This is a genomic window from Collinsella sp. LCP21S3_C7 (genome assembly GCF_052118485.1).
GTDB lineage: Bacteria > Actinomycetota > Coriobacteriia > Coriobacteriales > Coriobacteriaceae > Collinsella.
This window is the reverse complement of the sequence record NZ_JBQKHC010000022.1, coordinates 1-24,658: the sequence shown is the minus strand read 5'-3', so window position 1 is coordinate 24,658 and position 24,658 is coordinate 1. Positions and strand designations below refer to the sequence as shown.

The window sequence follows — 24,658 nt, the reverse complement described above, 5'->3', positions numbered from 1 at the left end:
GCGCGCGGTGCCCTTGCGGTGCCGCGCTTTCTGTTCGTTTGGTCCATGCAACTGCATGGGGGATTGGAGCGTCTATGCCCACACCTTCCACTGCACGCATGCACGACTTCGAGGTCGTCTCGAACCAGGAGATCGCCGACGGCATCTTCTCGCTCGTTATTTCGGCCCCCAAGCTTGCAAGTGCGCTCAAGCCCGGTCAGTTTGTGAACATCGCCGTGCCCGGCGATGCCTCTTCGCTGCTTCGCGTGCCCTTGAGCTTCTATCGCTCTGACGCCGAGGCCGGTACCGTCGAGCTGTGGTACGCCGTCGTGGGCGACGACACCCGTCGTCTGTCGCAGATGGGCCCCGGCTCCAAGTCCAACCTGTTGGGCCCTGGCGGCCGCGGCTGGCTGGTACCCGAGGGCACCAGGAAGGCGCTGCTCGTGGCGGGCGGCATCGGTGTTCCGCCCGTGCTGTGCCTCGCTGGCATGCTTGCCGAGCAGGGCGTGGCCGTTGACGTGTGCCTGGGTTTTGGCACCGCGTCCAAGGTCGTGGGCGTCGATGAGTTCCGCGCGCTGGGGGCCACGGTCAACGTGTGCACCGACGACGGCTCGTTGGGTACGCACGGCTTTTGCACCGATCCTGCCGCCGAGCTGCTCGGCAAGGGCGGTTACGACTACGTCGCCAGCTGTGGTCCCGCCGTTATGATGAAGAAAGTCGCCGCCGCTGCCGCCGAGGCCGGCGCGTACTGCGAGGTGTCGCTCGAGCGCATGATGAGCTGCGGCTTTGGCGCCTGCAACACCTGCAATGTCGAGACGGTCGACGGTATGAAGGGCGCCTGCATGTGTGGCCCCGTGTTTGATGCTTCCAAGGTGGTGGTCTTCTAGTGGGTACCGTGAACATGTCCGTCGATTTCGGCGGTGTCAAGATGCAGAACCCCATCAACACCGCAGCCGGTACCTTTGGCTACGGTTGGCAGTTCCAGAACTTCTTTGATGTCTCCCAGCTGGGTGCCATCACCACCAAGGGTTGCGCTGCCGAGCCCTGGCCCGGCAATCCTGCACCCCGCATGGCCGAGATCCCCGGCGGCATGATCAATTCCGTGGGCCTGCAGAACCCCGGTGTGGCCGCTTTCGCCCGCGAGTCCGGTCCGTGGCTCGAGCAGCTCTCCAAGGACGGTTGCCAGGTCATCTGCCAGGTTGCCGGTCACTCCGTCGATGAGTTCGTGCGCGCGCTCGAGATGTATGTCGAGCTGTGCCCCTGGGCTGCCGGCTATGAGATCAACGTGAGCTGCCCCAACATTGCCGCCGGCGGTGCCGCCATGGGCTCCACGCCCGAGGGCGCCTCTTCCGTTATGGCTGCCTGCCGCAAGGTGACCGATAAGCCACTGTTCGTTAAGATGGCTCCGGTCAACGTCGCCGAGATCGCCCGCGCCCTCGAGGCTGCCGGCGCCGACGGCCTTTCGGTCATCAACTCCATCCAGGGCATGGCCATTGACGTGCACACCCGCAAGTCCCGTGTGGCCAAGCCCAAGGGCGGCCTTTCGGGCCCGTTGTGCCACCACATCGCCGTGCGCATGGTCTGGGAGGTCGCCCAGGCCGTCGATATCCCCATCAACGGTGTCGGCGGTGTCATGACCGGCGAGGATGCGGCCGAGTTTATCCTGGCCGGCGCCACCTGCGTGTCGGTCGGCATGGCCAACTTCGTCGACCCGTGTGCTTCGCTTAAGATCGCGCACGAGCTCGAGGCCTGGGCGGAGTCCCAGGGCGTAAAGGACATCAACGAGCTGGTAGGTGCGTTCGAATGCTAGAGACCGATGCCCGCGACCGTGTTATCGTCGCCCTCGACTGCGACCGCGAGCGCGCACTCGAGCTCGCCCATGAGCTTTCGGGCCATGCCGCCTGGCTCAAGGTGGGCATGACGCTCTATTACGCCGAGGGTCCCGAGATCGTCAAGACGTTTAAGGATTTGGGCTTTAAGGTCTTCCTCGACCTCAAGTTCCATGACATTCCGCATCAGGTGCGCGGTGCCGCTCGCTCGGCCTCGCTTGCCGGTGCCGACCTGCTCTCGGTCCACGGCTTGGGTTCGGGCGCCATGCTCGCTGCCTGCCGCGAGGGTGCCGAGGAGGCGCGCGAGGACCGCGCCAAGCTCGTCGCCATTACCGTACTTACGAGCATGAATCAGGATGCGCTGGCGGAGATCGGCGTCGAGTCGCCCGTGGCCGAGGAGGCCGCTCGCCTGGCAAAGCTCGCTCAGGCCAACGGTATCGACGGTATCGTGTGCTCGCCGATGGAGGCTCACGACATGCGTGAGCTGCTCGGCCCCGACGCGCTGATCGTGACTCCGGGTGTGCGTCCGGTGGGTGCCGCCCTGGGCGATCAATCCCGTGTGGCGACACCTTCCCAGGCTATCGAGCGCGGTGCGAGCCACATCGTGGTGGGCCGTCCTATTACCGGCTCCGACGATCCGGTTGCGGCCTTTGACGCCATCGTCGCCGAGCTGGTCGAAAACGTCGCGTAAAAGATTCCCTCAAGTCACCACTTTTGGGTCTTATTAGCACAAATTAGCCCTTGTGCCTGCGAAAACTTTCCCATCCTTTGTGTGGAATCACAGGTCAGGGGCTCAACTTTGACCTCCGTATATTGCACTTTTCGCAGGTATCGTCTAACCTATGGAGCCGTCGATTGGGCATTTAGTGCGTTTGACGTGCTAAAATGCCAATTATTGCATCAGATATAACCCAACTATTTGGAGGTTCGAATGGCACTCCCTCAGCTTACCGACGAGCAGCGTAAGCAGGCTCTTGAGAAGGCTGCCGCCGCACGTCACGCTCGCGCTGAGCTTCGCGAGCAGATCAAGAAGGGCGAGAAGTCTCTCGAGTCCGTGCTCAACTCCGATGACCCCATCGCTTCCCGCATGAAGGTTTCCACCCTCATCGAGTCTCTGCCCGGTTATGGCAAGGCCAAGGCCGCTAAGATCATGGAGGAGCTCGGCATCTCCGCTACCCGTCGCGTCCAGGGCCTCGGCGTCCGTCAGCGCGAGCAGCTCCTCGAGCAGCTGACCAAATAAGTGAGCGCTCAGGATTCAAAGCTCTTTGTGATTTCTGGACCGTCAGGTGCAGGCAAGGGGACGCTCGTCACTCGTGTGCGCGAGCGCCGCTCGAACCTGGGCCTGACGGTTTCGGCTACCACGCGAGCGCCACGTAAAGGTGAGGTCGACGGCGTCAACTACTTTTTCCTGACGCGCGAGGAGTTCGACCGCCGCGTGGCAAACGGTGAGTTTGTTGAGTGGGCCGAGGTCCACGGTAACTGCTACGGCACGTTGGTGAGCGAGGTCGCATCCAAGCTCGCCTCTGGCTCGTCTCTGATTTTGGAGATTGATGTCCAGGGTGCCCTGCAGGTCAAGGAGCGTTTCCCCGAGGCCGTGTTGATCTTTATCAAGCCGCCTTCGCTTGAGGTGTTACGCGATCGCCTGGTCGGTCGCGGTACCGAGACGCCCGAGACGATCGAGCTGCGTATGGCAAACGCCGCCGATGAACTTGCCCTTGCCGACCGCTACGACGACGTCGTGGTGAATGACGATCTCGACCGCGCGACCGATGAGCTCGTTCGCGTTCTCGATATGCATGAAAGGATCTGAGGTCCGTGTCCGTTGTAAAGCCTTGTATTGACGATCTTCTGGAGAAGACCGATCACAACCGCTTCCTGCTCGCCTCGCTTGCCTCCAAGCGCGCCTGCGACATTAACAGCATGCTGCGCGGCCAGCACAACCGCGTGCTTGCCGTTCAGGATGTCGATGACATTACCATTGCCCTCTCCGGCGCCGATACCATCTCGATGGCTATGGACGAGATTGTCGACGGCGATATCTCCTACGACGAGGCTCGTTACAAGAAGGCGCTCGGCCACAAGGTTGCTGAAGCCTAAATGGCAGCTCGCGTCTGCCTGGTCCACTATCACGAGGTTGGACTGAAGGGCAAGAACCGCGCACATTTTGAGCATATCCTCATGGATAACATCAAGGCGGCCTTGGCCGCCTTTTCCGTGAATGCCGTGTCTCGAATTTCCGGTTATATCCTCGTGACCTTTAACGAGCATCAGGCCGACGAGGCGGCGCGTGTCATTCGCACCGTCCCCGGCGTTGCCCGCGTGTCTCTGGCATATCACACCAACCGCGACCCGCAGGAGTACTGCGCCGCCGCCGTGAAGGCGCTGCGCGAGTTTGGTCCTTTCGATTCGTTTAAGGTGCATGCCAAACGCTCTAACACCGACTACGAGCTCACCTCGATTGATATCAATCGTCAGGTTGGCGAGGTACTGTGCGAGGCCTTCCCGGATAAAAAGGTCCAGATGCACGACCCCGACGCGATGGTGCACGTACTGGTGGTCCAGGGTAGCGTTTACGTGTATGCGCGCTCCGAGCGCGGCGTGGGCGGTCTGCCGGTGGGTTCCGCCGGCAAGGTTGTGACGCTTCTGTCGTCGGGCATCGATTCTCCGGTGGCGACCTGGATGCTCGCGCGTCGCGGCGCGGTGTGCGTGCCGGTACATTTCTCCGGTCGTCCGCAGACACCCGATACGAGCGAGTATTTGGTGCAGGACATTATCCGTGCGCTTGCGCCGGGCGTCCAGATCGGCCGCCTGTACGTGGTGCCGTTTGGCGATTGCCAGCGTGAGATTTCCGTGGCCTGCCCCAGCAACCTGCGCGTGATCATGTATCGCCGCATTATGTATTCGGTTGCCGAGCGCATTGCGCATATCGAGGGCGCCAAGGCTATCGTGACCGGTGAATCGCTCGGTCAGGTTGCCTCCCAGACGCTCGAGAACATTATGGCCGTCAACGAGGCCGTCAAGATCCCCGTGTTCCGCCCGCTGATCGGTTCGGACAAGCAGGAGATCATCGCGCGTGCCGAGGAAATCGGTACCTTCGATATCTCGACCGAGGCTGCTCCCGATTGCTGCACGCTCTTTATGCCGCGCCGCCCCGAGACGCACGCAAAACTCGATGCCGTGCATGAGGCGTGGGAGCTGTTCGATCACGAGGAGATGATTGAGCGCTTGCTCAAACAGACCGAGTACATCGACTTCGAGAGCAACACGTACAAGGCCCCTAAGACCTTAAAACGTAAACATCCTCAGCTTGCTCCACGTGAGATTTACCAAGATCACGAATAATGTTGTGTATAGACCGGCGGTGCATTTGCATCGTCGGTCTTAATCTACCTGGGCATTAGGCGATAAACGGTTCATTTGTCGACGTGTATCTGAATAAATGGACACTATCCTGCAAGGTTTTGGTCAGCTTTTGGTTTGACTTCGATAACCGGTGTGGGCGTGCGGAGGCTACGGCGCTCGTTTCCTGACACGATGGTGTTGGGAGGTGTTTGCTATGGCGCAACGCGAGCAACACGAACGGGTTAAACGGATGGACCGCTGGGCAGAAAAGCTGCTCGGCCATAAGGCGATGGTCGTGGCGATTCTGATGGTCATTGCCGCCGCGAGCGGCTTGGCGATGGCAAGTTTTGGTAGCCGCTCCAGCGGCGTGTCGTTTGAGCGTAGTGATGAGGCGGGCGCCTCGGATGTGCGCGGGGCCGGGGATGGGTTACCTGATGATGCCGATGAGTCGTCTGCCAAGAGTTCTTCTGCTGCTGAGGTGTACGTCGATGTCGATGGCGCCGTTGCGAGGCCTGGCTTGTACCGGCTCAAAGACGGAGCGCGGGTGTCCCAAGCGATCGATGCCGCCGGAGGGCTTACGGCTGAGGCGGATGTGACAGGGCTTAATCGTGCGTCCAAGATCACAGATGGTCAAAAGATCTATGTTCCGATGGTGGGGGAGCAACAAGCGGCTGCGGCGGTCGGCGGGGCCGATAGCGGTGCTACCATGACTGCTGGTGCGGGGTCTTCGTCGGGGCTTGTGAATATCAATACGGCAAGTGCGGCGGAACTGCAGACGCTTTCGGGCATCGGGCCTTCTACGGCCCAGTCGATTATCGATGAGCGGACTCAAAACGGGGCCTTTGCCTCGGTCGATGACCTCATGCGCGTATCGGGGATCGGTGAGAAAAAGCTCGCCAAAATTAAAGATTGCATCTGCGTATGAGTGTGTCCGAGCGCGAGCATGTGATGCCGCCGCGGCCCCTGATGCCGTGGACGATGGCCCTTTGTTCTGGCTTGTGTGCGAGCTGCGGCCTGGTACTTAACGTGGCAGCCGATTTGCTGCTGGGAGAGCGGGCAGCGCCCGTCACATTGCTTATGGCCATTCCCGTTGCGGCTGCCGCGTGCATCGTATTGGCTCGGTTTTGTATGCGTCTTGTGCGGTGGAGGCGATGGCTGTATGCCGCGGCCCTCGGCCTCCTGGCGGGAGCGGTCGTGTCCGCGGGTTGGGCGATAGGGGCGCTGCGTGCTTCGACGGCACTGGATAATCGAGCTGCGAGCAGTCTCGAGTTTGTTGTACAGGGTGACCCATCCATCAATGACGGGGCGTACTCCTATACCTGTGATTCATATGCGGGTGGAAAGCGCTTGGGCGAGATACGGCTGTCGTGTGACCGTGAGCTCGGCGCCGGTTCGCATGTGCATGCTGTCGGTCGAATTTCGCGTTTTGAGAATGATGCGTATGGGCGCTCACGCGTGCTTCGGGGCGAGCTTCGAAAAGTTAAGGTCATCCGGTTGGTATCGGTTGACGAGGGCTTTCCGGGGCTGTTGCCTTGGCTGCGAAACGAGCTCCTTGCCACTATCGCGCCCGAGACCGATCCGGCGCGCTCGCTCATTGCCGGCGTTGTCTGCGGACGCTCCTCCGAGCTGCGTGCTCAGCCGGCGGGCGATTTGTTTTCGGTAACGGGCACCGCACATCTTATCGCCGTCTCGGGTAGCCATCTTGCCATCGTTGGGTTTGTGATTGAGAGCGCCCTGCAAAAGACTCGCCTCTCTCGTGGGCTGCAGAGAGGGCTGTTGGTGCTGGCCCTCGCTGCCTATGCCGTCTTTACGGGCGCTTCGCCCTCGGCCGTGCGCGCGTGCTGTATGGTGGCGGTGACGCTTGTCGTCAACGGCGCCGGACGTCGTCGGCATGGCCTTTCGGCTCTATTTTTGACCATGACAATCTTTATTTTGCTGCGGCCGACAGTATTGTTCGAGATGGGTTTTCAGCTATCGTGCGCCAGTGTTTTTGCCATCCTTTGTTTTTGCCCCTACGCTACCTACGCCTTGGGCGAGCTGAGCGTGCCATCGGGGGTTGCCAGTATTTTGTCCGTCACGCTGTGCTCGCAGCTCGCGACACTTCCCGTAACCATTCCCGCATTTGGGATGTTTTCGCTCATTGCCCCGCTTGCAAATGCCGTGATCGGTCCGGTGATAAGCGTTCTGCTCGCATCTTCGGTTGTGCTGGTGCCTTGCTCGCTTGTGCCGCTCTTGCGTCACGGGGCGCTTGTGGTGCCCATGGCTATCGCTCGCTGTGCCCTGTTCTTTGAGCAGCTCTTTGCTGCCGTTCCGGGCGCATCCGTAAGCGTGCCGCCCGATACGCCCTTGGTATACGTGGTGCCTTTTTCGCTGGTGGTCCTCTTGGTCTTGTGGCCACGCCCCAGCGCGCGGCCCATGGCGGTGGGGCTGCTGTGTTTGATGCTTGCGGCGGGCGTTCCGTATGTCTATTGGGATCGATGTGCGCCGCCTTCGGTGACAGTCCTTGATGTTGGCCAGGCCGATGCGATTCTTGTTCGTCAGGGTGGCGCCGTGGCGCTCGTCGACTGTGGGCTCGACGCGCGCGTGGTGTCGGCGTTGGTTCGCAATAACGTCCACCATATCGACGCCGTCTTCGTGACGCATTGGGATGAAGACCATTGGGGCGGTCTTCCCGACGTACTCGATCGGTTTTCGGTTGGAAGCATTGCGGTTGCGGCGGATGCGCTGGGCAGCGCGCCTGCTGAGGTTCTGAATCGCCCAAGCGTCACGTATCGGCAGGTGGCTCGCGGAGACACAGTCGATATCGGCGCATTTCGGGCTCGTGTGATGTGGCCGTTTGATACGGTTGACGGTGAGGGCAATGAGGACTCGCTTGTCTTGCTGCTCTCCTATGCTCAGGAAGGCAAAAGCCTGCGTATGCTCCTCACTGGTGATGCCGAGCTCGATCAGGAGCGCGAGTTTGTACAGGAGGTGGGTGATATCGATGTGCTCAAGCTGGGGCATCACGGCTCAAAAGTTTCTGTCGATACAGACCTGCTGGAAACCCTTAAGCCCGAGCTCTCTATTGCGAGCGCGGGCGAGGGCAACCGCTACGGCCATCCATCCGATGTCTGCATCGATGCCGTTAGCGATGCGGGCGGCGCGTTCGCATGCACTATCGAGAGAGGCGACATTACCGTCTCGCCGACTGCGGCCGGTTTTACCATGCGATGTCAGCGACCGTGATGCTGCCGTTGGCGCGGGACCAACCCGTGGGATAGAATGGCACGGTACGAACAGGAGAGCCTGCGGGAGGGGAGCGCGATGTCTGAAACCGGTCTGCTGCCGGCATATCTGATCGTCGGTACCGACGGAGTCAAGCGCGACCACGCCGTCTCGCGTATGAAAGCACGTCTGGAAAAGTCGGGTATGGTCGAGTTCAACCTCGACGAGCGCGACATGACCAAGGACCCCGATATCGAGTCCATTATCGGATCGCTCAACACTTTTCCCATGGGCAGCGAGTTTCGCTTGGTAATCCTTGACGGCTGCTCAAAGCTCGCCAAGGCGGTCTCGGAGCCGCTTGTCGAGTATTTAGCGAGTCCAAGCCCCACAACGGTCTGTCTCATCATCGCCGACTCGCTTGCCAAGAACACGCGCCTGTATAAGGCGATCGCCAAGATCGACAAGAAGGCCGTGATCGATTGCTCCGGCACCAAGCGCTGGGAGCTACCGCGCCGCGTGCAGCAGATGGCGACGCAGCACGGCAAGTCGATCTCGACCGCGGCCGCCGAGGAACTCGTCTCGCGTTCGGGTGAAAACACTCGCATGCTCGATAACGACTTGGCCAAGCTTGCCCAGATGGTCGATGCGCCGCAAATTGAGCTTGCCGATGTGGAACGCTGGATCGTGCGCACGGCCGAAGTTCAGCCCTGGGATTTTCTCAACGCGGTCTCGGCTCGTGATATGCGCCGCTCGCTTGAGCTCTTTGGGCTGCTACCCGCCAAGAGCTATGTGTGGACCTACACGCTGCTGTGCGGACGAATTCGCGAGCTTATCGTCGCCAAGGCGCTCGATGCGCGTGGGCAGGGTCGCGAGCTTGCCGCGACGCTCAAGCTTCAACCCTGGCAGGTTAAGAATCACCTGACCTGGGCACGCCGCTTTTCGATGGCGGAGCTCGTCGCGGCGCTCGAGGGCGCGGTCGATGTTGAGCTCGCTCTTAAGGGTTCGGCCGATTCTCAGAACGCGCTTTTGCTCTGGATTACGAACATCTTGAGAAAATCGTGATGATACCTGTCTATTTGACAAATTCGTTCTATCCCTTTGAGGGGGAGCGTGCTATAGTAGGCGCTTGCATGACCTCACCGTGTCTCAGAGGTGTCATACATTTTTTGCAAGGAACTCGAAAGGAACTCCAGAAGTGGCAAACATCAAGTCTCAGAAGAAGCGTATCCGCACCAATGAGGCAGCTCGCATGCGTAACAAGGCTGTCAAGTCCGAGCTCAAGACGCTGACCAAGCACGTCCAGTCCGCCGTCGCCGAGGGCGACGCCGAGAAGGCCCAGGCTGCCCTCAAGACCGTCACCAAGCGTCTCGACATGGCTGCCGCCAAGCATGTTATCCACAAGAACCAGGCTTCCAACCGCAAGTCCGGTCTTGCCAAGCTCGTGAACAGCATCAACGCCTAAGTTGTAAATTTCACACCACATAGATTACGCGCATAAATGGAGCCTGTTTTATGGAACAGGCTCCATTTTTTGTACCGCTCGGGTAAGATAGTCCGCATGAATACTTCAATTGACATTTCCCACATCCGCAACTTCTCGATCGTTGCGCACATCGACCATGGCAAGTCCACGATCAGTGATCGCATCCTCGAGCTCACCCATACCGTCGACGAGCGCGACATGGAATCGCAGCTGCTCGACACCATGGATATCGAGCGCGAGCGCGGCATCACGATCAAGTCCAATGCCGTTCGCGTTTCCTATGACGCCGACGATGGCGAGACGTATCAGTTCAACCTGATCGATACGCCGGGCCACGTGGACTTTACCTACGAGGTCTCGCGTTCGCTTGCCGCTTGCGAGGGTGCGGTGCTCGTCGTCGACGCCACGCAGGGCGTCGAGGCGCAGACCGTCTCCAACGCGACGCTCGCCATGAACGCCAACCTGGATATCGTGCCCGCTATCAACAAGATCGACCTGCCGTCGGCACACCCCGACGAGGTTAAGACCGAGATCGAGGATGACCTGGCGATTCCTGCCGACGATGCCGTGTGCGTATCGGGCAAGACCGGCGAGGGCATCCATGATCTGCTGGAGTCCATCGTCTTTTTGATCTCACCGCCCAAGGGCGATGCGACGGCTCCGCTCAAGGCGCTCATCCTGGATTCGTATTTTGACGAGTACCGCGGCGTCGTCGCCACGGTCCGCGTCTTTGACGGCTCCATCAAGAAGGGCGATACCCTGCGCATGATGCAGGCCGAGGGCGACTTTTTGGTCGATGGCGTGGGCGTCAAGCGCCCCGCCGAGACTCCGGTCGACGCGCTGACGGTCGGTGAGGTGGGCTACGTGGTCACGGGCCTGAAGGACCCTGAGGCCGTTCGCGTGGGCGATACCCTCACGTGGGCGTCGAATCCCTGCCCTGAGCCGCTTCCCGGTTACCGTGAGGCCAAGCCCATGGTCTATACGGGCTTGTTCCCGATCGACAACAAGGATTATGAGAACCTGCGTGACGCTCTCGATAAGCTGCATGTCAACGACCCGTCGTTGGTGTGGGAGCCCGAGACCTCGGTGGCGCTCGGCTTTGGCTTCCGCGTTGGCTTCTTGGGCCTGCTGCATATGGAGGTCGTCAAGGAGCGCCTGGAGCGCGAGTTCAACCTGGACCTCATCGCCACGAGCCCTTCGGTGGACTACCACGTCTACAAGACCGACGGCGAGATGCTTGATGTCCGCAGCCCGCAGGATCTGCCCGAGGCTACGCGCATCGAGCGCATTGAGGAGCCCTACCTCAAGGCCAAGATTATCTGCCCGCCCGAGTATACGGGAGCCGTCATGCAGCTCGCTATCGAGCACCGCGGCATTACGACCGACATGATCCACCTCACGAGCAAATCGGTCGAGATGCGCTTCGACATGCCGCTCGCCGAACTCATCCTGGACTTCTTTGACCAGCTCAAGAGCCGCACCAAGGGCTATGCGTCGCTCGATTATGAGTTCAACGAGTATCGTCCCTCCGAGCTCGTCAAGCTCGATATCCTGCTTTCGGGCGACGAGGTGGACGCGCTTTCGTTTATCGTGCACAAGGACAAGGCCTATGGCCTGGCCCGCGGGTTGTGCGACAAGCTTAAGGAAATTATTCCGCGCCAGCTGTTCGAGGTGCCCATTCAGGGTGCCATTGGCAACAAGATCATTGCCCGCTCGACCGTCAAGGCGCGCCGCAAGGACGTTTTGGCCAAGTGCTATGGCGGCGATATCTCGCGTAAACGCAAGCTGCTCGAGAAGCAGAAAGAGGGCAAGAAGCGCATGAAGGCCATCGGTTCGGTCGAGGTCCCGCAAGAGGCCTTTATGGCGATCCTCAAGGTGGACGAGTAGTTCCATGGCGCTTTCTGAATACAGTACGCGGCTGCTGGGTGCCTATGCCGAGCAGCCGTTCCTTATGGCTCCCATGGCCGGCGTGACCGATCCCGCCTATCGCATCATGTGCCGCCGCCGCGGCGCCAATCTTGCCTATAGCGAGATGGTGAGCGTGGCGGGCCTTGCCTATGCCAGCAATAAGACGTGGCGCCTGGTGCTGCCGGCCGACGAGGAGCGGCAGATCTGCGTGCAGCTCTTTGGCTCCAAGCCCGATCAATTTGCGAGCGCCGTCGCTGCCGTCGAGGAGCGTGTGGGCGATCGCCTGTCGCTGATCGATATCAACATGGCCTGCCCGGCTCGCAAGGTCGTCACCAAAGGCGAGGGCTCGGCGCTCATGCGCACGCCCGAGCTGGCCGAAAAGATCGTCGAGGCGGCGGTGGGCGCGGCGCACGTGCCCGTGACCGTTAAGATCCGCAAAGGCTTTTACGCCGAAGATCGCAATGCCGCGACGTTTGCCCAGATGCTCGAGGGGGCGGGCGCCGCTGCTGTGGCGGTGCATGGTCGCTGTGCCACGCAGCTCTATACGGGTCAGGCCGATTGGTCGGTCGTCGATGAGGTGGCCGATGCTGTCGAGATTCCCGTCATCGGTTCGGGCGACGTGTTCTCGGCCGAGGATGCCGCGGAGCATCTGCGCAACTCGGGTGCCAGCGCGGTGTTTATCGCACGCGGCATCTACGGTAATCCCTGGGTCTTTGGTGATGCTCGCGCCCTTGCGCTCAATGGCGTACCGGTGCCGGTGCGCAGCTCTGTCGAGCGCCTGGACGCCCTGCGCGAGCATCTCACGCTGACGCATGAGCTTCTGCCGCTCATGTCGCGTGCCCGTACGTATGCAAGCTGGTATCTAAAGGGCATGCCCCATGCTGCAGCCTGGCGCGCCCAGGTGGTGCGTTGCTCCACATATGAGGAGTTCATGGCATTGGTCGATGATATCGAGCGCGATGTGGTGGCCTGCGAGGCCGCGCTTGCCGCTGGCGAGTCGGTGCCTGCTCATCCGCTGGAGGCCTAACGGTGGCCGTTACCGCGCTGTACGTGCATGTGCCGTTTTGCGCTCAAAAGTGTCGGTACTGCGACTTTGACTCACGCAGTTTTGCTCCGTGCGACCTGAGCGCAGCGCTCGATGCCTATTTTGAGCAGCTGTATGCGCGCCTTGATGCCTTTGGAGACACCGGGGCGCTTGCGCAGGTCCGCACCGTCTATGTTGGCGGCGGCACACCGTCGCTGGCGGGAGAGCGTCTGGTGGAACTTGCCCGGCGTATTTGCATGTGGTGCAAGCCCGTTGAGTTTACCTGCGAGGCTAATCCTGAGTCGCTGACCGCCGAGCTTGCCGCTGCGCTTGCCAAGGTTGGTGTCACGCGCGTCTCTCTGGGCGTGCAAACGCTCGATAATGCCGAACTTACCGCCATCGGCCGTATTCACGATGCCGATCGGGCGCTCGATGCCATCACGACGGTTAAGGACGCTGGGCTCGATGTGTCGTGCGACCTTATGTGCGGCCTTCCCGGGCAGACCGCAGCGAGTTGGAAGCGCACGCTCGATGGCGTGTTGGCAGCGGCGCCGCAACATGTGTCGGTGTACCCTCTCACCCTCGAGCAAGGCACGCCGCTCTACCGCATGGCGTTCTGCGACGAGTCGCTCGAGCCCGACGAGGATTTTCAGGTTGCGTGCATGGAAGCGGCGCGCGAGCGTCTGGGCGCGGCCAGCTATCACCCGTATGAGGTGGCAAGCTATGCACTCGACGGACATGAGTGCTCGCATAACATCGCCTATTGGACCGGACGGGGCTATCTGGGCCTGGGTCGCTCTGCCGCGGGCATGCTCGACGCCGAGGATTTCGATCGCTTGGCCGGGCTTTATCCCGACGTGCCCGCTCGCGGCGATGCGTATCGCGTGCGTCTGGTGCAACGCGACGATTCCGCGACGACGTTTGATGCCGAGTATCTGTCGCAGCGCGAGGCGGCGGCGGAGGATTTGATGCTCGCCTGTCGCATGACGCGTGGCATTGGGCCCGACCTGTTGGTTCGCTCGGCAAGCGTGATTCCTGCAGACGAGCTGGCGGCGTCCTGCGACCGTGCGCTCGAGTTGGGCCTTGCCACCTGGGTACCCGATGATGTCGAGGGGCATGCGGGGCGCATCACCTCAAAAGATGTTGTAGCGGGTCGCGCCCGCGCCCGTTTAGCGCCCACCCACTTGGGCTGGCTCGATGGAAATATGCTGTTCGAGCTGTTTTGGGGTCTAGCTTAGGCCGCTCGGGTAGAATTACCGCAATATATACGCTGCTGTGAGCAGGAGGTTGCCGCGCATGGCGACGATGAACGAAAAAGATTACTACGAGATCTTGGGTGTCTCCAAGGACGCCACCTCGCGTGATATCCAGAAGGCCTTTCAGCAAAAGGCCCGCAAGCTCCATCCGGACGTCAACAAAGAGCCGGATGCCGAGGAAAAGTTTAAAGAGGTTTCCGAGGCCTATGCCGTGCTTTCGGACGAGCAGAAGCGTGCGCGCTATGATGCCATGCGCTCGGGCAACCCCTTCGCCGGCGCTCCTTCTGCTTCGCCCTATGGCGGCGGCTACGCCGGCAGCGCAGGCTATGGCAATCCCTTTGAGGGCGGCTTTCCCTTTGGTGGCGCCTGGGGCCAGCAGCGTCGCAGCCAGGCTGCCTATAATCCCGAGAACGGCGCCAACGTGGTCGTCGATATTAGGCTCGACGCCAAGGAGGCCAAGGGCGGTGCCCGCAAGACCGTCCGCTATACGCGCTTCGATACCTGTGGTCATTGCGGAGGCTCGGGCTCTGTCTCGTCCGAGCATGCACATACCTGTCCGAGCTGCGGCGGTCGCGGCCACATCGACGTCGACCTGTCCTTCCTGTTTGGTGCCGGCACGTTCCAGTCGGTCTGCCCCGAGTGCGGCGGTTCCGGTAAGGTCGTCGCCGACCCCTGCCCCGATTGCGGTGGCAGCGGGCGGACCCGTGTGACCTCCGAGCAGACGATTGAGTTTCCCGCCGGCACGCATGATGGCGACGAGGTCCATATTGACGGCATGGGTCACGCCGGCACCAACGGTGCCTCGGGCGGCGATTTGGTCGGGCGCGCCCATGTCGAGGCCGAACGCCTGGAGGGCAAGGCGCGTACCGGTTTTTACCTGATGGGCATCGTGGCGCCTTTTTTGGTGCTGTCGGCCATCTCGGGCGTGTTCTCGGCCTTTGCCATGATGTGCTTTGTTCCGTTTGCCATGGGCTTGTTCATGGTGCTCTCGGACGGCGTGCTTCACCGCAGCCTGCTGTGGTGGAAGCGCGGCGCGATGCAGTTTGCCAACGGTTTTGCCAACGGATTTATGTTTGCTCTCGTGTCGGTTTGGTTTGCGAGCTGCTCGCAACGTGCCATGCTTTCGCCCTACGTAATGCAATAACATCAAACCCTTTGTTTGCGGTCGGCCCAGCTTGGGTATAGGACGCACTGTGACAATAATGAAAGTCGGAAGGATTCGGTCGTGTCGGAAAATAGGGATTACTACGAGGTACTTGGCGTCGACAAGGATGCCGACGCGCGGACGATTAAGCGCGCGTTTCTAAAGAAGGCCCGTATCGTACACCCGGACGTTTCGGACGACCCCGATGCCGAGGCCAAGTTCAAAGAGCTCAACGAGGCATATTCCGTTCTTTCCGACGAGCAGAAGCGTGCAAACTACGATCGCTACGGTTCGCCCGACGGCCCCGGTGGCTCCGGTTATGTCGACATTAACGATATCTTTGGCGGCATGGGCATGGACGATCTCTTTTCGTCGTTCTTTGGCGGCGGTGCCGGCGGTGGCGCCCGAAATCGCCGCGAGCGTCGTCGCGGCCGCGATATGGCCATCTCCCTTTCGGTGACCCTTGAGGAGGCGGCGCTCGGTTGCAAAAAGACGATCAGCTATGACCGCCTTGCCCCCTGCGAGGATTGCAATGGCACCGGTAGGGCCGAGGGTGCGGCCGAAAAGCAGTGCAGACGTTGCCACGGCACGGGCTATGTCACAACGGTCCAGCGCTCGTTCCTGGGTCAGGTTCAGTCCTCTTCGCCCTGCCCCGACTGCCATGGCGAAGGCACGGTCATCGACCATCCCTGCGAGACCTGCGACGGTCAGGGCCGCACGCCTTCGCACGAAAAGATCGACATCGATATCCCTGCCGGCGTCTCGACCGGTCGCCAGCTGCGCGTGAGCGGCTTTGGCGAGGCAGGCCTTCGTGGTGAGCCCTCGGGCGACCTGATCGTCAACGTGCGCGTCGCCGATCACGAGCGTTTTAAACGCAACGGCGACGATCTGTACCTCGTGAGCGATATCTCGATTGCGCAGGCTGCGCTCGGCTGCGAGATTAAGGTTGAGGGCATTTTGCCCGACGAGATCGTCAAGGTGTGCGTCCCCGCCGGTACGCAGTACGGCGACACCGTGAGTGTCAACAACTACGGTATGCCCCGTATCGGCGGTGGCGGCTCGCGTGGACGCTTGATCGTTCAGCTGCGCGTGCTCGTCCCCACGAACCTTTCCGCCAAGCAGCGCGAGCTGCTCGAGGCTTTCGCCGCCGAGTCGGGCGACGATGTCGCTTCCGGCAAGAAATCGGTGACCGATCGCATTAAGAGCGCTCTCGACGACATCCTCGATTAAGGAGCCCGCGTGCTCGCACCTCATATCTCTGTTGTCAACCTCGGCTGCCGTGTCAACCGGGTTGAGTCCGACCGTATTACTGCCGATCTTATGCGCCTGGGTTTTGCAATGGTGGAGCCTCAGGATGCGGAGCTGATCGTCATTAACACCTGTGCCGTTACGGGCGAGGCCGAGGCCAAGACCCGTAAGGCCGTCCGCCATGCGCTGGCTCATCCAAAAGAGCCCTATGTGGTCGTGACCGGGTGCGTTGTCAATTTGCACCCCGAGGAGCTTCTGGAGCTTTCGGACCGCGTGATCGCGGAGCCGTCTAAGATCGATGTCGCCGAACGCGTCTGCGAGGTGCTGGGCGTTGAGTCCGATAGCGTGGCCGCCTGTAGCGACGGCGACGTGGTCGACGCGCTCGGTCGCTCGCGTCTGGGTGTGAAGATCCAGGACGGCTGCAACCATCGTTGCACCTATTGCATTGTGTGGAAGGCCCGCGGCCCCGAGCGCTCCGTGCCGGTCGAGTCTGTGCTCGAACAAGTTCGTGAGGCTCAGGAGGCCGGCGTGCCCGAGGTGGTGCTGACGGGCGTGAACCTGGGCGCCTACGATGGCAAGAGTGCGACCGACGAACACGTCGAGATCGATGAGCTGCTCGAGGCAATCATGGAGCGTACGTCTATTCCGCATGTGCGCATTTCCTCGGTCGAGCCCATGGATATCTCCGAGCCCCTGCTTAAGGTCATGGCGCGCTATCCGCGGCGCATCGCCCCGTTTTTGCACCTGCCCGTGCAGTCTGGCTGCACGGCGACCCTGCATCGCATGGGCCGTCCCTATAGCGCCGAGGCATTTGAGGAGACGGTGCGTATGATCCGCGCCAACTTGCCTCAGGCGTCCCTTTCGTGCGACGTCATCGTCGGTTTTCCCGGCGAGACGGACGAGGAATTTGAGGAGTCGCTGGCGTTGTGCCGTCGCGTGGGCTTTTCGCGCATGCATGTCTTTCGCTATAGCAAGCGTCCCGGTACCCTTGCTGCCGACATGCCCGACCAGGTGCCGCCCGAGGTTATGGCTGAGCGCAGCCGTCGTATGCGAGCCGCGGCGCAGGAACTCTCCATTGCCGACGCCCGCCGTCGCGTGGGCACCGTCGAGCGTGCCGTGCTCGAGTATGGCGACAACCTGACGCTCGGTTCGTTCCATCATGCCCGTCTTGACGATACCTGCGGACTCACAGCCCCGTGCCTGCTCGATGTTGATATCATCGGAGTCGATGATTCCGGCTTGGTCCATGCACGCAGGGAGGTTCATGGAAGCCTCGAAGATTAGACTTACCGTTCCCGATGGAATTGATCCCTCGCGCGTTTTGGGTGCCGGCGACGGCGTCCTTCGTGCGCTAGAGAGCTTGGTTCGCGCCCACGTGGTCGCCCGTGGCGACAGTATCGCCGTGTGCGGTGACCCGGACGAGGTCGAGCTCGTGGCGCGCTTTTTCGAGCATGCTTTTCGCGAGGTTGCCGCCGGACGGACGCTGTCTGTCGACGATGTCTCTCGCTGCCTGGCCGTCTTGCGCGACGGTGAGTACGGGGCTACGTCGCTTCGCGATGATGTGCTGCTTTCGTATCGCGGTCGTGCCATTCGCCCCAAGACGCTCGGTCAAAAGCGCTATGTGGATGCCATCCGCTCGCATACCATCACGTTTGGCTTGGGTCCTGCCGGTACCGGTAAGACCTATCTGGCCATGGCACTCGCCGTTGCCGCGCTCAAGCGTCACGAGGTGGGCCGTCTGATCTTGACGCGTCCGGTTGTCGAGGCGGGGGAGAACTTGGGCTTTTTGCCCGGTACCCTCGAGGAAAAGATCGATCCCTACATGCGTCCGCTCTACGACGCCCTTTTTGACATGATGGATCGCGAGCGCACCGATGAGCTTATGGAGCGTGGCGTGATCGAGATCGCCCCGCTTGCCTACATGCGCGGTCGTACGCTGAGCGATGCCTTCGTGGTGCTCGACGAGGCTCAAAATACCACGCCCGAGCAGATGAAGATGTTCCTGACGCGCTTGGGCTTTAACTCCAAGTTTGTGATTACCGGTGACCTGAGCCAGCGCGATCTGGTGGGTCGTCGCGGCGGTCTTGCCGACGTTGAGCAGATTTTGGGTCGTGTCGACGATGTCGCGTTTTCGCACCTCGAGCGTGCCGACGTGGTGCGTCACGCCTTGGTGGGGCGAATCGTCGAGGCATATGATGCTTATGATGACGTGCGCGAGAAACGCGTGCGCGACCGAAAGGAGTCCCGTTGAGTGTATTGATCAGCAACGATGCCGAGCTCGATACGCTGCTTGACGCACAGGAGGTAGAGCACATCTGCGAGGTCGTGCTTGCTGCCGAGGGCGTTGAGCGAAAAGTCGAGATTTCCCTTTCGTATGTCGATGAGGATGAGATGCACGAGCTCAACCACGAGTGGCGCGGTATCGACCGTACCACCGATGTCCTCTCGTTTGAATGCGACTCGGCCTTTGACGAGGATATCCCAGCCGACGAGACGCTCGAGCTCGGCGATATCATCTTGGCCCCGCAGGTCATTGCCCGTCAGGCCCCCGGCTTTGGCAATAGCCCTGCCGGTGAGTGCCGCCTGATGCTCGTGCATGGCATGTTGCATTTACTGGGCTACGATCATATCGTGGACGACGAGGCCGAGGTCATGGAGGCCCGCGAGGACGCCATCCTGCGCGATCTGGCGCTCGAGCGCGGCGAGGACCCCAAGCTGGTTCACGTCGGCCCCATCACCAACCATGCCCACGACTAGGAGCCGTCTATGATTCCCGGATCGAACAAGGACCATCCGTCCTTTTTAAAGTCGTTCTCCTACGCCATGGAGGGCTTCGTTACCGCCGTCAAGACCGAGCGTAACATTAAGGTCATGCTCGTGGCGGGTGTGTGCACTGTCATTGCCGGCTGCATCGTGGGGCTCGACATTGCCGAGTGGGCTACGATTATCATTTGCTGCGGCCTGGTGATTCACGGCGAGCTGTGCAACACCGCCATGGAGGCGATTGTCGATTTGGCGACCCAGGAGTTCCATCCGCTGGCAAAGCGTGTAAAGGATATCGCCGCCGCCTCCGTATACGTTCTTTCCATCACCGCCGCGATTGTGGGCTTGTTGGTATTTGCCCACGCGCTCGGCTTTATTTAGAAAGGGATCTTCATGTCCGACAATATGCAGCCTAACGATGAAACGCTGGACGACGAGCCCCTGGATGCTGTGGATGCCGAAGCGACTGAGGCTTGCGAGGTCGAGGAGTTCGACCCGTTTGAGGGCATGAGTGACGAGGAGCTCGACGCCCTGTGCGACGAGGACGACAACCTCGCGGGCTTTGGCGACGTTGAGCCCGGTTTCCGCAGCGGCTTCGTGGCCCTGGTCGGTCGCCCCAACGCCGGTAAGTCCACGCTGCTCAACGCCTGCTATGGCAAAAAGGTCGCCATCACCTCGCCGGTGGCCCAGACGACCCGCCGTCGCATGCGCGCCGTCGTCAATCGCCCCGGCTACCAGCTGGTTTTTGTCGATACTCCGGGTATCCACAAGCCCAAGGACGGCCTGGGGTCCGAGCTCAACAAGAGCGCGCTGTTCGAGCTGAACGATGTCGATGTCGTCGCGTTTTTGATTGATGCCACCAAACCGATCGGCAGGGGAGACGCCTGGGTTGCCGAGCGCGTCAGATGCGCCCGTTCCAAGAAGGTCCTGGTGCTCACCAAGGCCGATGAGGCCGATCCCGCACAGGTCATGGAGCAGCTTAAGGCCGCCCACGAGCTCATGGAATATGACGATGAGATCGTGACGTCGTCGGTCAAGAACTTTAACGTCGATGCCTTCATCGAGACCGTTGCGCACTTTTTGCCCGAGGGCCCGCGTTGGTTCCCCGAGGACATGGGTACCGACGCTTCCGACGAGACGCTCGTTGCCGAGTTTGTGCGCGAGAAGGTCTTGCGGCGCACCCGTGATGAGATTCCGCACTCCGTTGGCGTAATCTGCGATGCGCTCGAGCAGACCAAGAAGGTGCTGCGCGTGCATGCCACCATTTACGTCGAGCGCGAGGGCCAAAAGGGCATCATCATCGGTAAGGGCGGCGAGATGATCAAGCATATCGGCATCGACGCCCGTCGCGATCTTGAGCGCATCTTTGGCACGCAGGTCTTTTTGGAGCTGGACGTGAAGGTAAAGGCCGGCTGGCGTGACGACGAGGCCCAGATTCGCCGTTTTGGCTACAACGCCGAGGACTAAGGGCGCGCGGCGCTCATGGCAGGCTCACGGACATATCGCACAAAGGTACTCGTCCTCGATAAGACCAAGCTCAAGGAGACCGATCTGATCTTGACGATGCTTGATGAGCGGGGTCGGCAGGTCCGTGCCGTGGCAAAGGGCGCGCGCAAACCCGGCGGGCGCCTGGCGGCGCGCTGCGAGCTGTTCTGTACCGTCGATATGCTGCTCGCGCACGGACGGTCGCTCGACGTGGTTTCTCAGGCCGAGCTTATGGAGGCGCCGCTCGGCGCCGCGCCCGATTACGAGACGACCTGCGCCGCAAGCGCGATCGCCGAGGTCGCGCGCGTGTGCTCGTTCGAGGACGCCGAGGACCCGTTTACCTTTGCCATTACGCAGCGAGCACTTGCCCTGGTGGGCAGCAGGCTCGACACGGCACATATGGACCTGCTTGTGGCGGCATATGTCTTTAAGCTGCTGTCGCACGTTGGCTATCGACCCGATTTTTCGGCCTGCGTACTGTGCGGAGACCCCATGCTGTCGTATTTTTCGCCCCAGGCGGGCGGGCTCATGTGCGGGTCGTGCGCGTCGAGCGTTCCGGGTGCCGAGCTGGTGTCGACCGGCGAGGTCGCATGGCTGCGCGCCCTCATGTCCATGACCTTCGATGCGCTCATGGCCGAGAGGGTCGACCCCCATACTGCCGCCTTTTTGCTGGGGCTTTCGCATGTTTGGGCTGCGACGCACACCGATCAACGTCTTCGCGCGATGGAATTCATGTTGGGTCGGTGATGATGGGCATACGCGGTCCGCTTGTGGTAACATACCGACCTGTTGGTACCTCGACCTTGGATGCTCGCTCCACCGGCGGCTTCCCAGTCCGAGGCGAATAGAGTCGCCCGCGGGCGACGCGAAACGAAAGGTGAAACAATGACTGTTTCCAAAGAGCGCAAGGCGGAGCTGACTGCCCAGTTCGGTAACACCCCGGTCGACACCGGCAACCCCAAGGTTCAGGTCGCCATCCTGACCGAGCGCATCAAGGAGCTGACCGAGCACATGAAGTCCCACCAGAAGGACTTCCACACCCGTCGTGGTCTGCTCATGCTCGTCGGTCGCCGTCGTCGTCTTCTCTCCTACATCAAGAAGAACGACGTCGTCGAGTATCGTGAGCTCATCAAGGCTCTGGGCATCCGCGACAACATCCAGTAAGGATTTGTACATGCTAAGAGCGTCCTGCGCAGCGGGGCGCTCTTTTTGTGTAAGGGCGTGAACAATCACGCTCTGAAGCGTGGCGGGGGCAGGGGGCCCGCGTCACATGAGAAGCCCGCAGGCAAGGGGCCTGCGGGGTAAAGGAGAACAATGACACTCGTATCCAAGACCTTTGAGCTGTACGGCAAGACCTACACCTTTGAGTCGGGCGAGCTTGCCAAGCAGGCCACCGGCGCTTGTCTGGTCAAGCAGGGCGACACCACGATGCTCGACACCGTGGTCGTCTCCAAGGAGCGCAAGAACTACGACTTCTTTCCGCTGACCGTCGACTTCAACGAGAAGATGTACGCTGCCGGCCGTATTCCGGGTGGCTACCTCAAGCGCGAGGGCCGTCCCAGCGAGAAGGCCACGCTCACGGCCCGCATGATCGACCGTCCTATTCGCCCGAGCTTCCCGGACGGCTTCCGCAACGAGGTGCACATCGTCGCCACCTCGCTCGTTGCCGACCAGGTCAACCCCTTCGACGTCATCAACGTCATGGGTGCCTCCCTGGCCATGACGCTCGGCGGCGTGCCCTTCGAGGGCCCGCTTGCGTGCGTGCGCATCGGCCGCAACGTGGAGACCGGCGAGTTTATCGTCAACCCCACCTATGAGGAGCGCGAGAACTCCGATCTGGACCTGGAGCTGGGCGGCTCTGCCGACTTCATCTCGATGGTCGAGGCCGGCGCCGATGAGATCTCCGAGGACGATATGCTCGCCGCCATGAAGTTTGGCCAGGAGGCCCTCGCTGCTTTCTGCCGGGCTCAGGACGAGTTCGTTGCCGAGTGGGAGCAGGTCAACGGCGCTATCGTCAAGAAGGAGTACCCGCTCGACCAGCCCGTCGAGGAGGTCCAGGAGCGCATCTTCGCCCATTACGACGAGATGGCAGCCGCCCTTCGCGACGCCGACAAGCTGTCCCGTATCGGCAAGGTCGAGGCTCTGAAGGAGTCCATCCGTGCCGAGTTCACCGAGGAGGAGCAGGCCGCTTGGGAGCGCGAGATCCCCGTGGCACTCAAGAAGCTCGAGAAGAAGGCCATGCGCACCATGGTCGTCGAGACCGGTGAGCGCGTCGACGGCCGTGCCGCCGATGAGATTCGCCCCATTATGGTGAAGGACAATTACCTGCCGCTCGTTCATGGCTCCGGCCTGTTCCAGCGCGGCCAGACCCAGGTGCTCTCCGTCCTGTCGCTCGGCATGCTCAACGAGGGCCAGCGTCTGGATACCATCGAGCCCACCGAGGGCAAGCGCTACATGCACCACTACAACTTCCCGCCGTTCTGCACCGGCGAGACCGGCCGCATGGGTAGCCCCAAGCGCCGCGAGATCGGTCACGGCAACCTGGCCGAGCGCGCCCTGCTTCCGGTGCTCCCCGACGAGAACGAGTTCCCCTACGCCATCCGCGTGGTCTCCGAGGTCATGGAGTCCAACGGCTCCTCTTCGATGGCTTCGACCTGCGGCTCCACGCTCGCCCTCATGGACGGTGGCGTGCCCATTAAGCGCCCGGTCTCCGGTATCGCCATGGGCCTGATCCAGGAGGAGGGCAAGACCGTGGTCCTGTCCGACATCCAGGGTCTCGAGGACTTCCTGGGCGATATGGACTTTAAGGTCACCGGCACCACCGAGGGCATTACCGCTCTGCAGATGGACAACAAGGCCACGGGCCTTACCTTCGACATCCTGGCCCGCGCCCTGCAGCAGGCCAAGGAGGGTCGTGCCTTCATCCTGCAGAAGATGCTCGATGTGATCCCCGAGCCGCGCCACACCACGCGCAGCACCGCTCCGCGCATCGTCTCCATCCAGGTTCCGACCGACAAGATCCGCGACGTCATCGGTTCCGGCGGTAAGGTCATCCGCGGCATCCAAGACGAGACCGGTGCTTTGGTCGACATCCAGGAGGACGGCACCGTCTTTGTCGGCGGCACCGGCGAGTCCGTCGACCAGGCTGTCGAGCGCATCAAGCTCATCATCAAGGTTCCCGAGCCGGGCGAGGAGTACACCGGTCGCGTGGTCTCCATCCAGCCCTTCGGCGCCTTTGTCAACCTGCTGCCCGGTAAGGACGGCCTGCTGCACATCTCCCGCGTTGCCAAGGGTCGCGTGGAGAAGGTCGAGGATGTCCTCAACGTGGGCGACGAGGTTAAGGTCGTCGTCATCGAGGTCGACGATCGCGGCAAGATCTCGCTCGATCGTCTGGATAAGCCCGAGGCTCCGGCTCGTGCCGAGGATGCCCCCGAGGGCGATGGCGAGCACTTCCAGCGCCGTGAGCGTCCGCGTCGCGAGCGCTCCGAGCGCAGCGACCGTCCGCGCCGTCCCGGTGACAACGGAGGCCGCAAGCCCCGCCGTCACCACGACGCCGAGTAACAGCTACACATAATCAGCTCAACAAGGGCGACTCCGGACAGGGGTCGCCCTTTTGCTATTCCCGGCGGGGTCCGCGGGTAAAGTTTCCTGCTCTACAGTCCTGCTCGCACGGAGAGCACATTAAGTGCTCTCCGGCTCGTGCGGAACTCGCGATAAACTTAACCCGCGGACCCCGCCGGGAATAGCAAAAGGGCTGGTGGGTGCGGGTTTCGATTTTGTCAGATAGTCTATTCAGTTATCTGAATTCAGATCTTTAGATAATCGCATGCGCGGCATTACCCCAGATAAAACCGACCAAAATAAACCTGTCCCTTTTTGGCAGGTCTGGGGCCATCGGGGGCCGGGGCGGGTTAAGTTTGTCGCGAGTTCCGCACGCAAAGGAAAGCACTTAATGTGCTTTCCGTCTTGCGCAGGACTGTAGAGCAGCAAACT

The 24,658-nt window shown here is 61.3% G+C and carries 24 protein-coding genes; all 24 read left to right on the top strand.

What is annotated here, in order from left to right:
- The first annotated feature begins 98 nt into the window (after positions 1-98).
- The 24 genes from ACTQ1E_RS07800 (at position 99) to ACTQ1E_RS07685 (ending at position 24,226) form a co-directional block, all read left to right on the top strand.
- Positions 99-866, top strand: coding sequence for a dihydroorotate dehydrogenase electron transfer subunit (locus tag ACTQ1E_RS07800; RefSeq protein WP_427793552.1), 768 nt, complete (start codon positions 99-101; stop codon positions 864-866).
- A 14-nt stretch (positions 867-880) separates the two neighbouring features.
- Positions 881-1,789, top strand: coding sequence for a dihydroorotate dehydrogenase (locus ACTQ1E_RS07795; protein ID WP_427717595.1), 909 nt, complete (start codon positions 881-883; stop codon positions 1,787-1,789).
- Complete coding sequence (gene pyrF / locus ACTQ1E_RS07790; RefSeq protein ID WP_427747926.1) at positions 1,783-2,499, top strand: orotidine-5'-phosphate decarboxylase; 717 nt, start codon at positions 1,783-1,785, stop codon at positions 2,497-2,499. Before ACTQ1E_RS07795 ends, pyrF begins: the two co-directional genes overlap by 7 nt.
- A 240-nt stretch (positions 2,500-2,739) precedes the next feature.
- Entirely contained in the window at positions 2,740-3,048 is a 309-nt protein-coding gene (gene mihF / locus ACTQ1E_RS07785; protein ID WP_006236130.1) for an integration host factor, actinobacterial type, read from the top strand.
- Positions 3,049-3,618, top strand: a complete 570-nt coding sequence (gene gmk / locus ACTQ1E_RS07780) for a guanylate kinase (RefSeq protein WP_370450596.1) — start codon at positions 3,049-3,051, stop codon at positions 3,616-3,618.
- A 5-nt stretch (positions 3,619-3,623) separates the two neighbouring features.
- Positions 3,624-3,905, top strand: coding sequence for a DNA-directed RNA polymerase subunit omega (locus ACTQ1E_RS07775; RefSeq protein WP_441067754.1), 282 nt, complete (start codon positions 3,624-3,626; stop codon positions 3,903-3,905).
- Positions 3,906-5,150, top strand: a complete 1,245-nt coding sequence (gene thiI / locus ACTQ1E_RS07770) for a tRNA uracil 4-sulfurtransferase ThiI (RefSeq protein WP_427726849.1) — start codon at positions 3,906-3,908, stop codon at positions 5,148-5,150. It begins immediately after the preceding gene.
- A gap of 214 nt (positions 5,151-5,364) precedes the next feature.
- A complete protein-coding gene (locus ACTQ1E_RS07765; RefSeq protein WP_441565694.1) occupies positions 5,365-6,075 on the top strand; it encodes a helix-hairpin-helix domain-containing protein in 711 nt (236 codons plus the stop codon).
- A 269-nt stretch (positions 6,076-6,344) separates the two neighbouring features.
- Positions 6,345-8,375, top strand: coding sequence for a DNA internalization-related competence protein ComEC/Rec2 (locus ACTQ1E_RS07760; protein ID WP_441565692.1), 2,031 nt, complete (start codon positions 6,345-6,347; stop codon positions 8,373-8,375).
- A gap of 78 nt (positions 8,376-8,453) precedes the next feature.
- Positions 8,454-9,416: a DNA polymerase III subunit delta gene (gene holA, locus ACTQ1E_RS07755; RefSeq protein WP_427747932.1), complete on the top strand. Its 963-nt coding sequence runs from the start codon at positions 8,454-8,456 to the stop codon at positions 9,414-9,416.
- Positions 9,417-9,549: 133 nt separating this feature from the next.
- Positions 9,550-9,816, top strand: coding sequence for a 30S ribosomal protein S20 (gene rpsT / locus ACTQ1E_RS07750; RefSeq protein WP_022094714.1), 267 nt, complete (start codon positions 9,550-9,552; stop codon positions 9,814-9,816).
- Positions 9,817-9,912: 96 nt separating this feature from the next.
- Entirely contained in the window at positions 9,913-11,724 is a 1,812-nt protein-coding gene (gene lepA, locus ACTQ1E_RS07745) for a translation elongation factor 4 (RefSeq protein WP_441537017.1), read from the top strand.
- A gap of 4 nt (positions 11,725-11,728) precedes the next feature.
- Complete coding sequence (dusB, locus tag ACTQ1E_RS07740; RefSeq protein WP_427717514.1) at positions 11,729-12,772, top strand: tRNA dihydrouridine synthase DusB; 1,044 nt, start codon at positions 11,729-11,731, stop codon at positions 12,770-12,772.
- A 2-nt stretch (positions 12,773-12,774) separates the two neighbouring features.
- Positions 12,775-14,007 carry a radical SAM family heme chaperone HemW gene (gene hemW, locus ACTQ1E_RS07735; protein WP_441565690.1) on the top strand — a complete coding sequence of 411 codons (1,233 nt, stop codon included), beginning with the start codon at positions 12,775-12,777 and terminating at the stop codon, positions 14,005-14,007.
- A gap of 58 nt (positions 14,008-14,065) precedes the next feature.
- The gene (locus ACTQ1E_RS07730) at positions 14,066-15,169 is read left to right on the top strand and encodes a DnaJ domain-containing protein (protein ID WP_441565688.1); all 1,104 of its coding nucleotides are present in this window, start codon (positions 14,066-14,068) and stop codon (positions 15,167-15,169) included.
- Positions 15,170-15,250: 81 nt separating this feature from the next.
- Positions 15,251-16,399 (top strand): molecular chaperone DnaJ, encoded by a 1,149-nt coding sequence (dnaJ, locus tag ACTQ1E_RS07725; protein ID WP_441565686.1) that lies wholly within the window; start codon positions 15,251-15,253, stop codon positions 16,397-16,399.
- A 9-nt stretch (positions 16,400-16,408) separates the two neighbouring features.
- Positions 16,409-17,701, top strand: coding sequence for a MiaB/RimO family radical SAM methylthiotransferase (locus ACTQ1E_RS07720; RefSeq protein ID WP_441565684.1), 1,293 nt, complete (start codon positions 16,409-16,411; stop codon positions 17,699-17,701).
- Positions 17,682-18,668, top strand: coding sequence for a PhoH family protein (locus ACTQ1E_RS07715; protein ID WP_427717503.1), 987 nt, complete (start codon positions 17,682-17,684; stop codon positions 18,666-18,668). The genes ACTQ1E_RS07720 and ACTQ1E_RS07715 overlap by 20 nt, the downstream gene beginning before the upstream one ends.
- Positions 18,665-19,174 carry an rRNA maturation RNase YbeY gene (gene ybeY, locus ACTQ1E_RS07710; protein ID WP_441565682.1) on the top strand — a complete coding sequence of 170 codons (510 nt, stop codon included), beginning with the start codon at positions 18,665-18,667 and terminating at the stop codon, positions 19,172-19,174. Before ACTQ1E_RS07715 ends, ybeY begins: the two co-directional genes overlap by 4 nt.
- 9 nt (positions 19,175-19,183) lie before the next feature.
- Positions 19,184-19,561 carry a diacylglycerol kinase family protein gene (locus ACTQ1E_RS07705; protein ID WP_441565680.1) on the top strand — a complete coding sequence of 126 codons (378 nt, stop codon included), beginning with the start codon at positions 19,184-19,186 and terminating at the stop codon, positions 19,559-19,561.
- Positions 19,562-19,573: 12 nt separating this feature from the next.
- Complete coding sequence (gene era / locus ACTQ1E_RS07700) at positions 19,574-20,647, top strand: GTPase Era (protein WP_441565678.1); 1,074 nt, start codon at positions 19,574-19,576, stop codon at positions 20,645-20,647.
- Between the two features lie 15 nt (positions 20,648-20,662).
- Positions 20,663-21,412 (top strand): DNA repair protein RecO, encoded by a 750-nt coding sequence (recO, locus tag ACTQ1E_RS07695; protein WP_154516310.1) that lies wholly within the window; start codon positions 20,663-20,665, stop codon positions 21,410-21,412.
- A 138-nt stretch (positions 21,413-21,550) separates the two neighbouring features.
- Entirely contained in the window at positions 21,551-21,829 is a 279-nt protein-coding gene (gene rpsO / locus ACTQ1E_RS07690; RefSeq protein ID WP_154516313.1) for a 30S ribosomal protein S15, read from the top strand.
- Between the two features lie 150 nt (positions 21,830-21,979).
- Positions 21,980-24,226, top strand: a complete 2,247-nt coding sequence (locus tag ACTQ1E_RS07685) for a polyribonucleotide nucleotidyltransferase (protein ID WP_441565676.1) — start codon at positions 21,980-21,982, stop codon at positions 24,224-24,226.
- The last annotated feature ends 432 nt before the right edge of the window (positions 24,227-24,658 follow it).

What these genes read in the sequence shown, in the direction of transcription:
- rpsO (WP_154516313.1), top strand. Translation starts at nt 21,551, where the DNA reads ATGACTGTTTCCAAAGAGCGCAAGGCGGAGCTGACTGCCCAGTTCGGT.
- era (WP_441565678.1), top strand. Translation starts at nt 19,574, where the DNA reads ATGTCCGACAATATGCAGCCTAACGATGAAACGCTGGACGACGAGCCC.
- ACTQ1E_RS07795 (WP_427717595.1), top strand. Translation starts at nt 881, where the DNA reads ATGTCCGTCGATTTCGGCGGTGTCAAGATGCAGAACCCCATCAACACC.
- ACTQ1E_RS07685 (WP_441565676.1), top strand. Translation starts at nt 21,980, where the DNA reads ATGACACTCGTATCCAAGACCTTTGAGCTGTACGGCAAGACCTACACC.
- thiI (WP_427726849.1), top strand. Translation starts at nt 3,906, where the DNA reads ATGGCAGCTCGCGTCTGCCTGGTCCACTATCACGAGGTTGGACTGAAG.
- dusB (WP_427717514.1), top strand. Translation starts at nt 11,729, where the DNA reads ATGGCGCTTTCTGAATACAGTACGCGGCTGCTGGGTGCCTATGCCGAG.
- ACTQ1E_RS07765 (WP_441565694.1), top strand. Translation starts at nt 5,365, where the DNA reads ATGGCGCAACGCGAGCAACACGAACGGGTTAAACGGATGGACCGCTGG.
- mihF (WP_006236130.1), top strand. Translation starts at nt 2,740, where the DNA reads ATGGCACTCCCTCAGCTTACCGACGAGCAGCGTAAGCAGGCTCTTGAG.
- recO (WP_154516310.1), top strand. Translation starts at nt 20,663, where the DNA reads ATGGCAGGCTCACGGACATATCGCACAAAGGTACTCGTCCTCGATAAG.
- holA (WP_427747932.1), top strand. Translation starts at nt 8,454, where the DNA reads ATGTCTGAAACCGGTCTGCTGCCGGCATATCTGATCGTCGGTACCGAC.
- ACTQ1E_RS07730 (WP_441565688.1), top strand. Translation starts at nt 14,066, where the DNA reads ATGGCGACGATGAACGAAAAAGATTACTACGAGATCTTGGGTGTCTCC.
- ACTQ1E_RS07705 (WP_441565680.1), top strand. Translation starts at nt 19,184, where the DNA reads ATGATTCCCGGATCGAACAAGGACCATCCGTCCTTTTTAAAGTCGTTC.
- ACTQ1E_RS07715 (WP_427717503.1), top strand. Translation starts at nt 17,682, where the DNA reads ATGGAAGCCTCGAAGATTAGACTTACCGTTCCCGATGGAATTGATCCC.
- ACTQ1E_RS07800 (WP_427793552.1), top strand. Translation starts at nt 99, where the DNA reads ATGCACGACTTCGAGGTCGTCTCGAACCAGGAGATCGCCGACGGCATC.
- pyrF (WP_427747926.1), top strand. Translation starts at nt 1,783, where the DNA reads ATGCTAGAGACCGATGCCCGCGACCGTGTTATCGTCGCCCTCGACTGC.
- lepA (WP_441537017.1), top strand. Translation starts at nt 9,913, where the DNA reads ATGAATACTTCAATTGACATTTCCCACATCCGCAACTTCTCGATCGTT.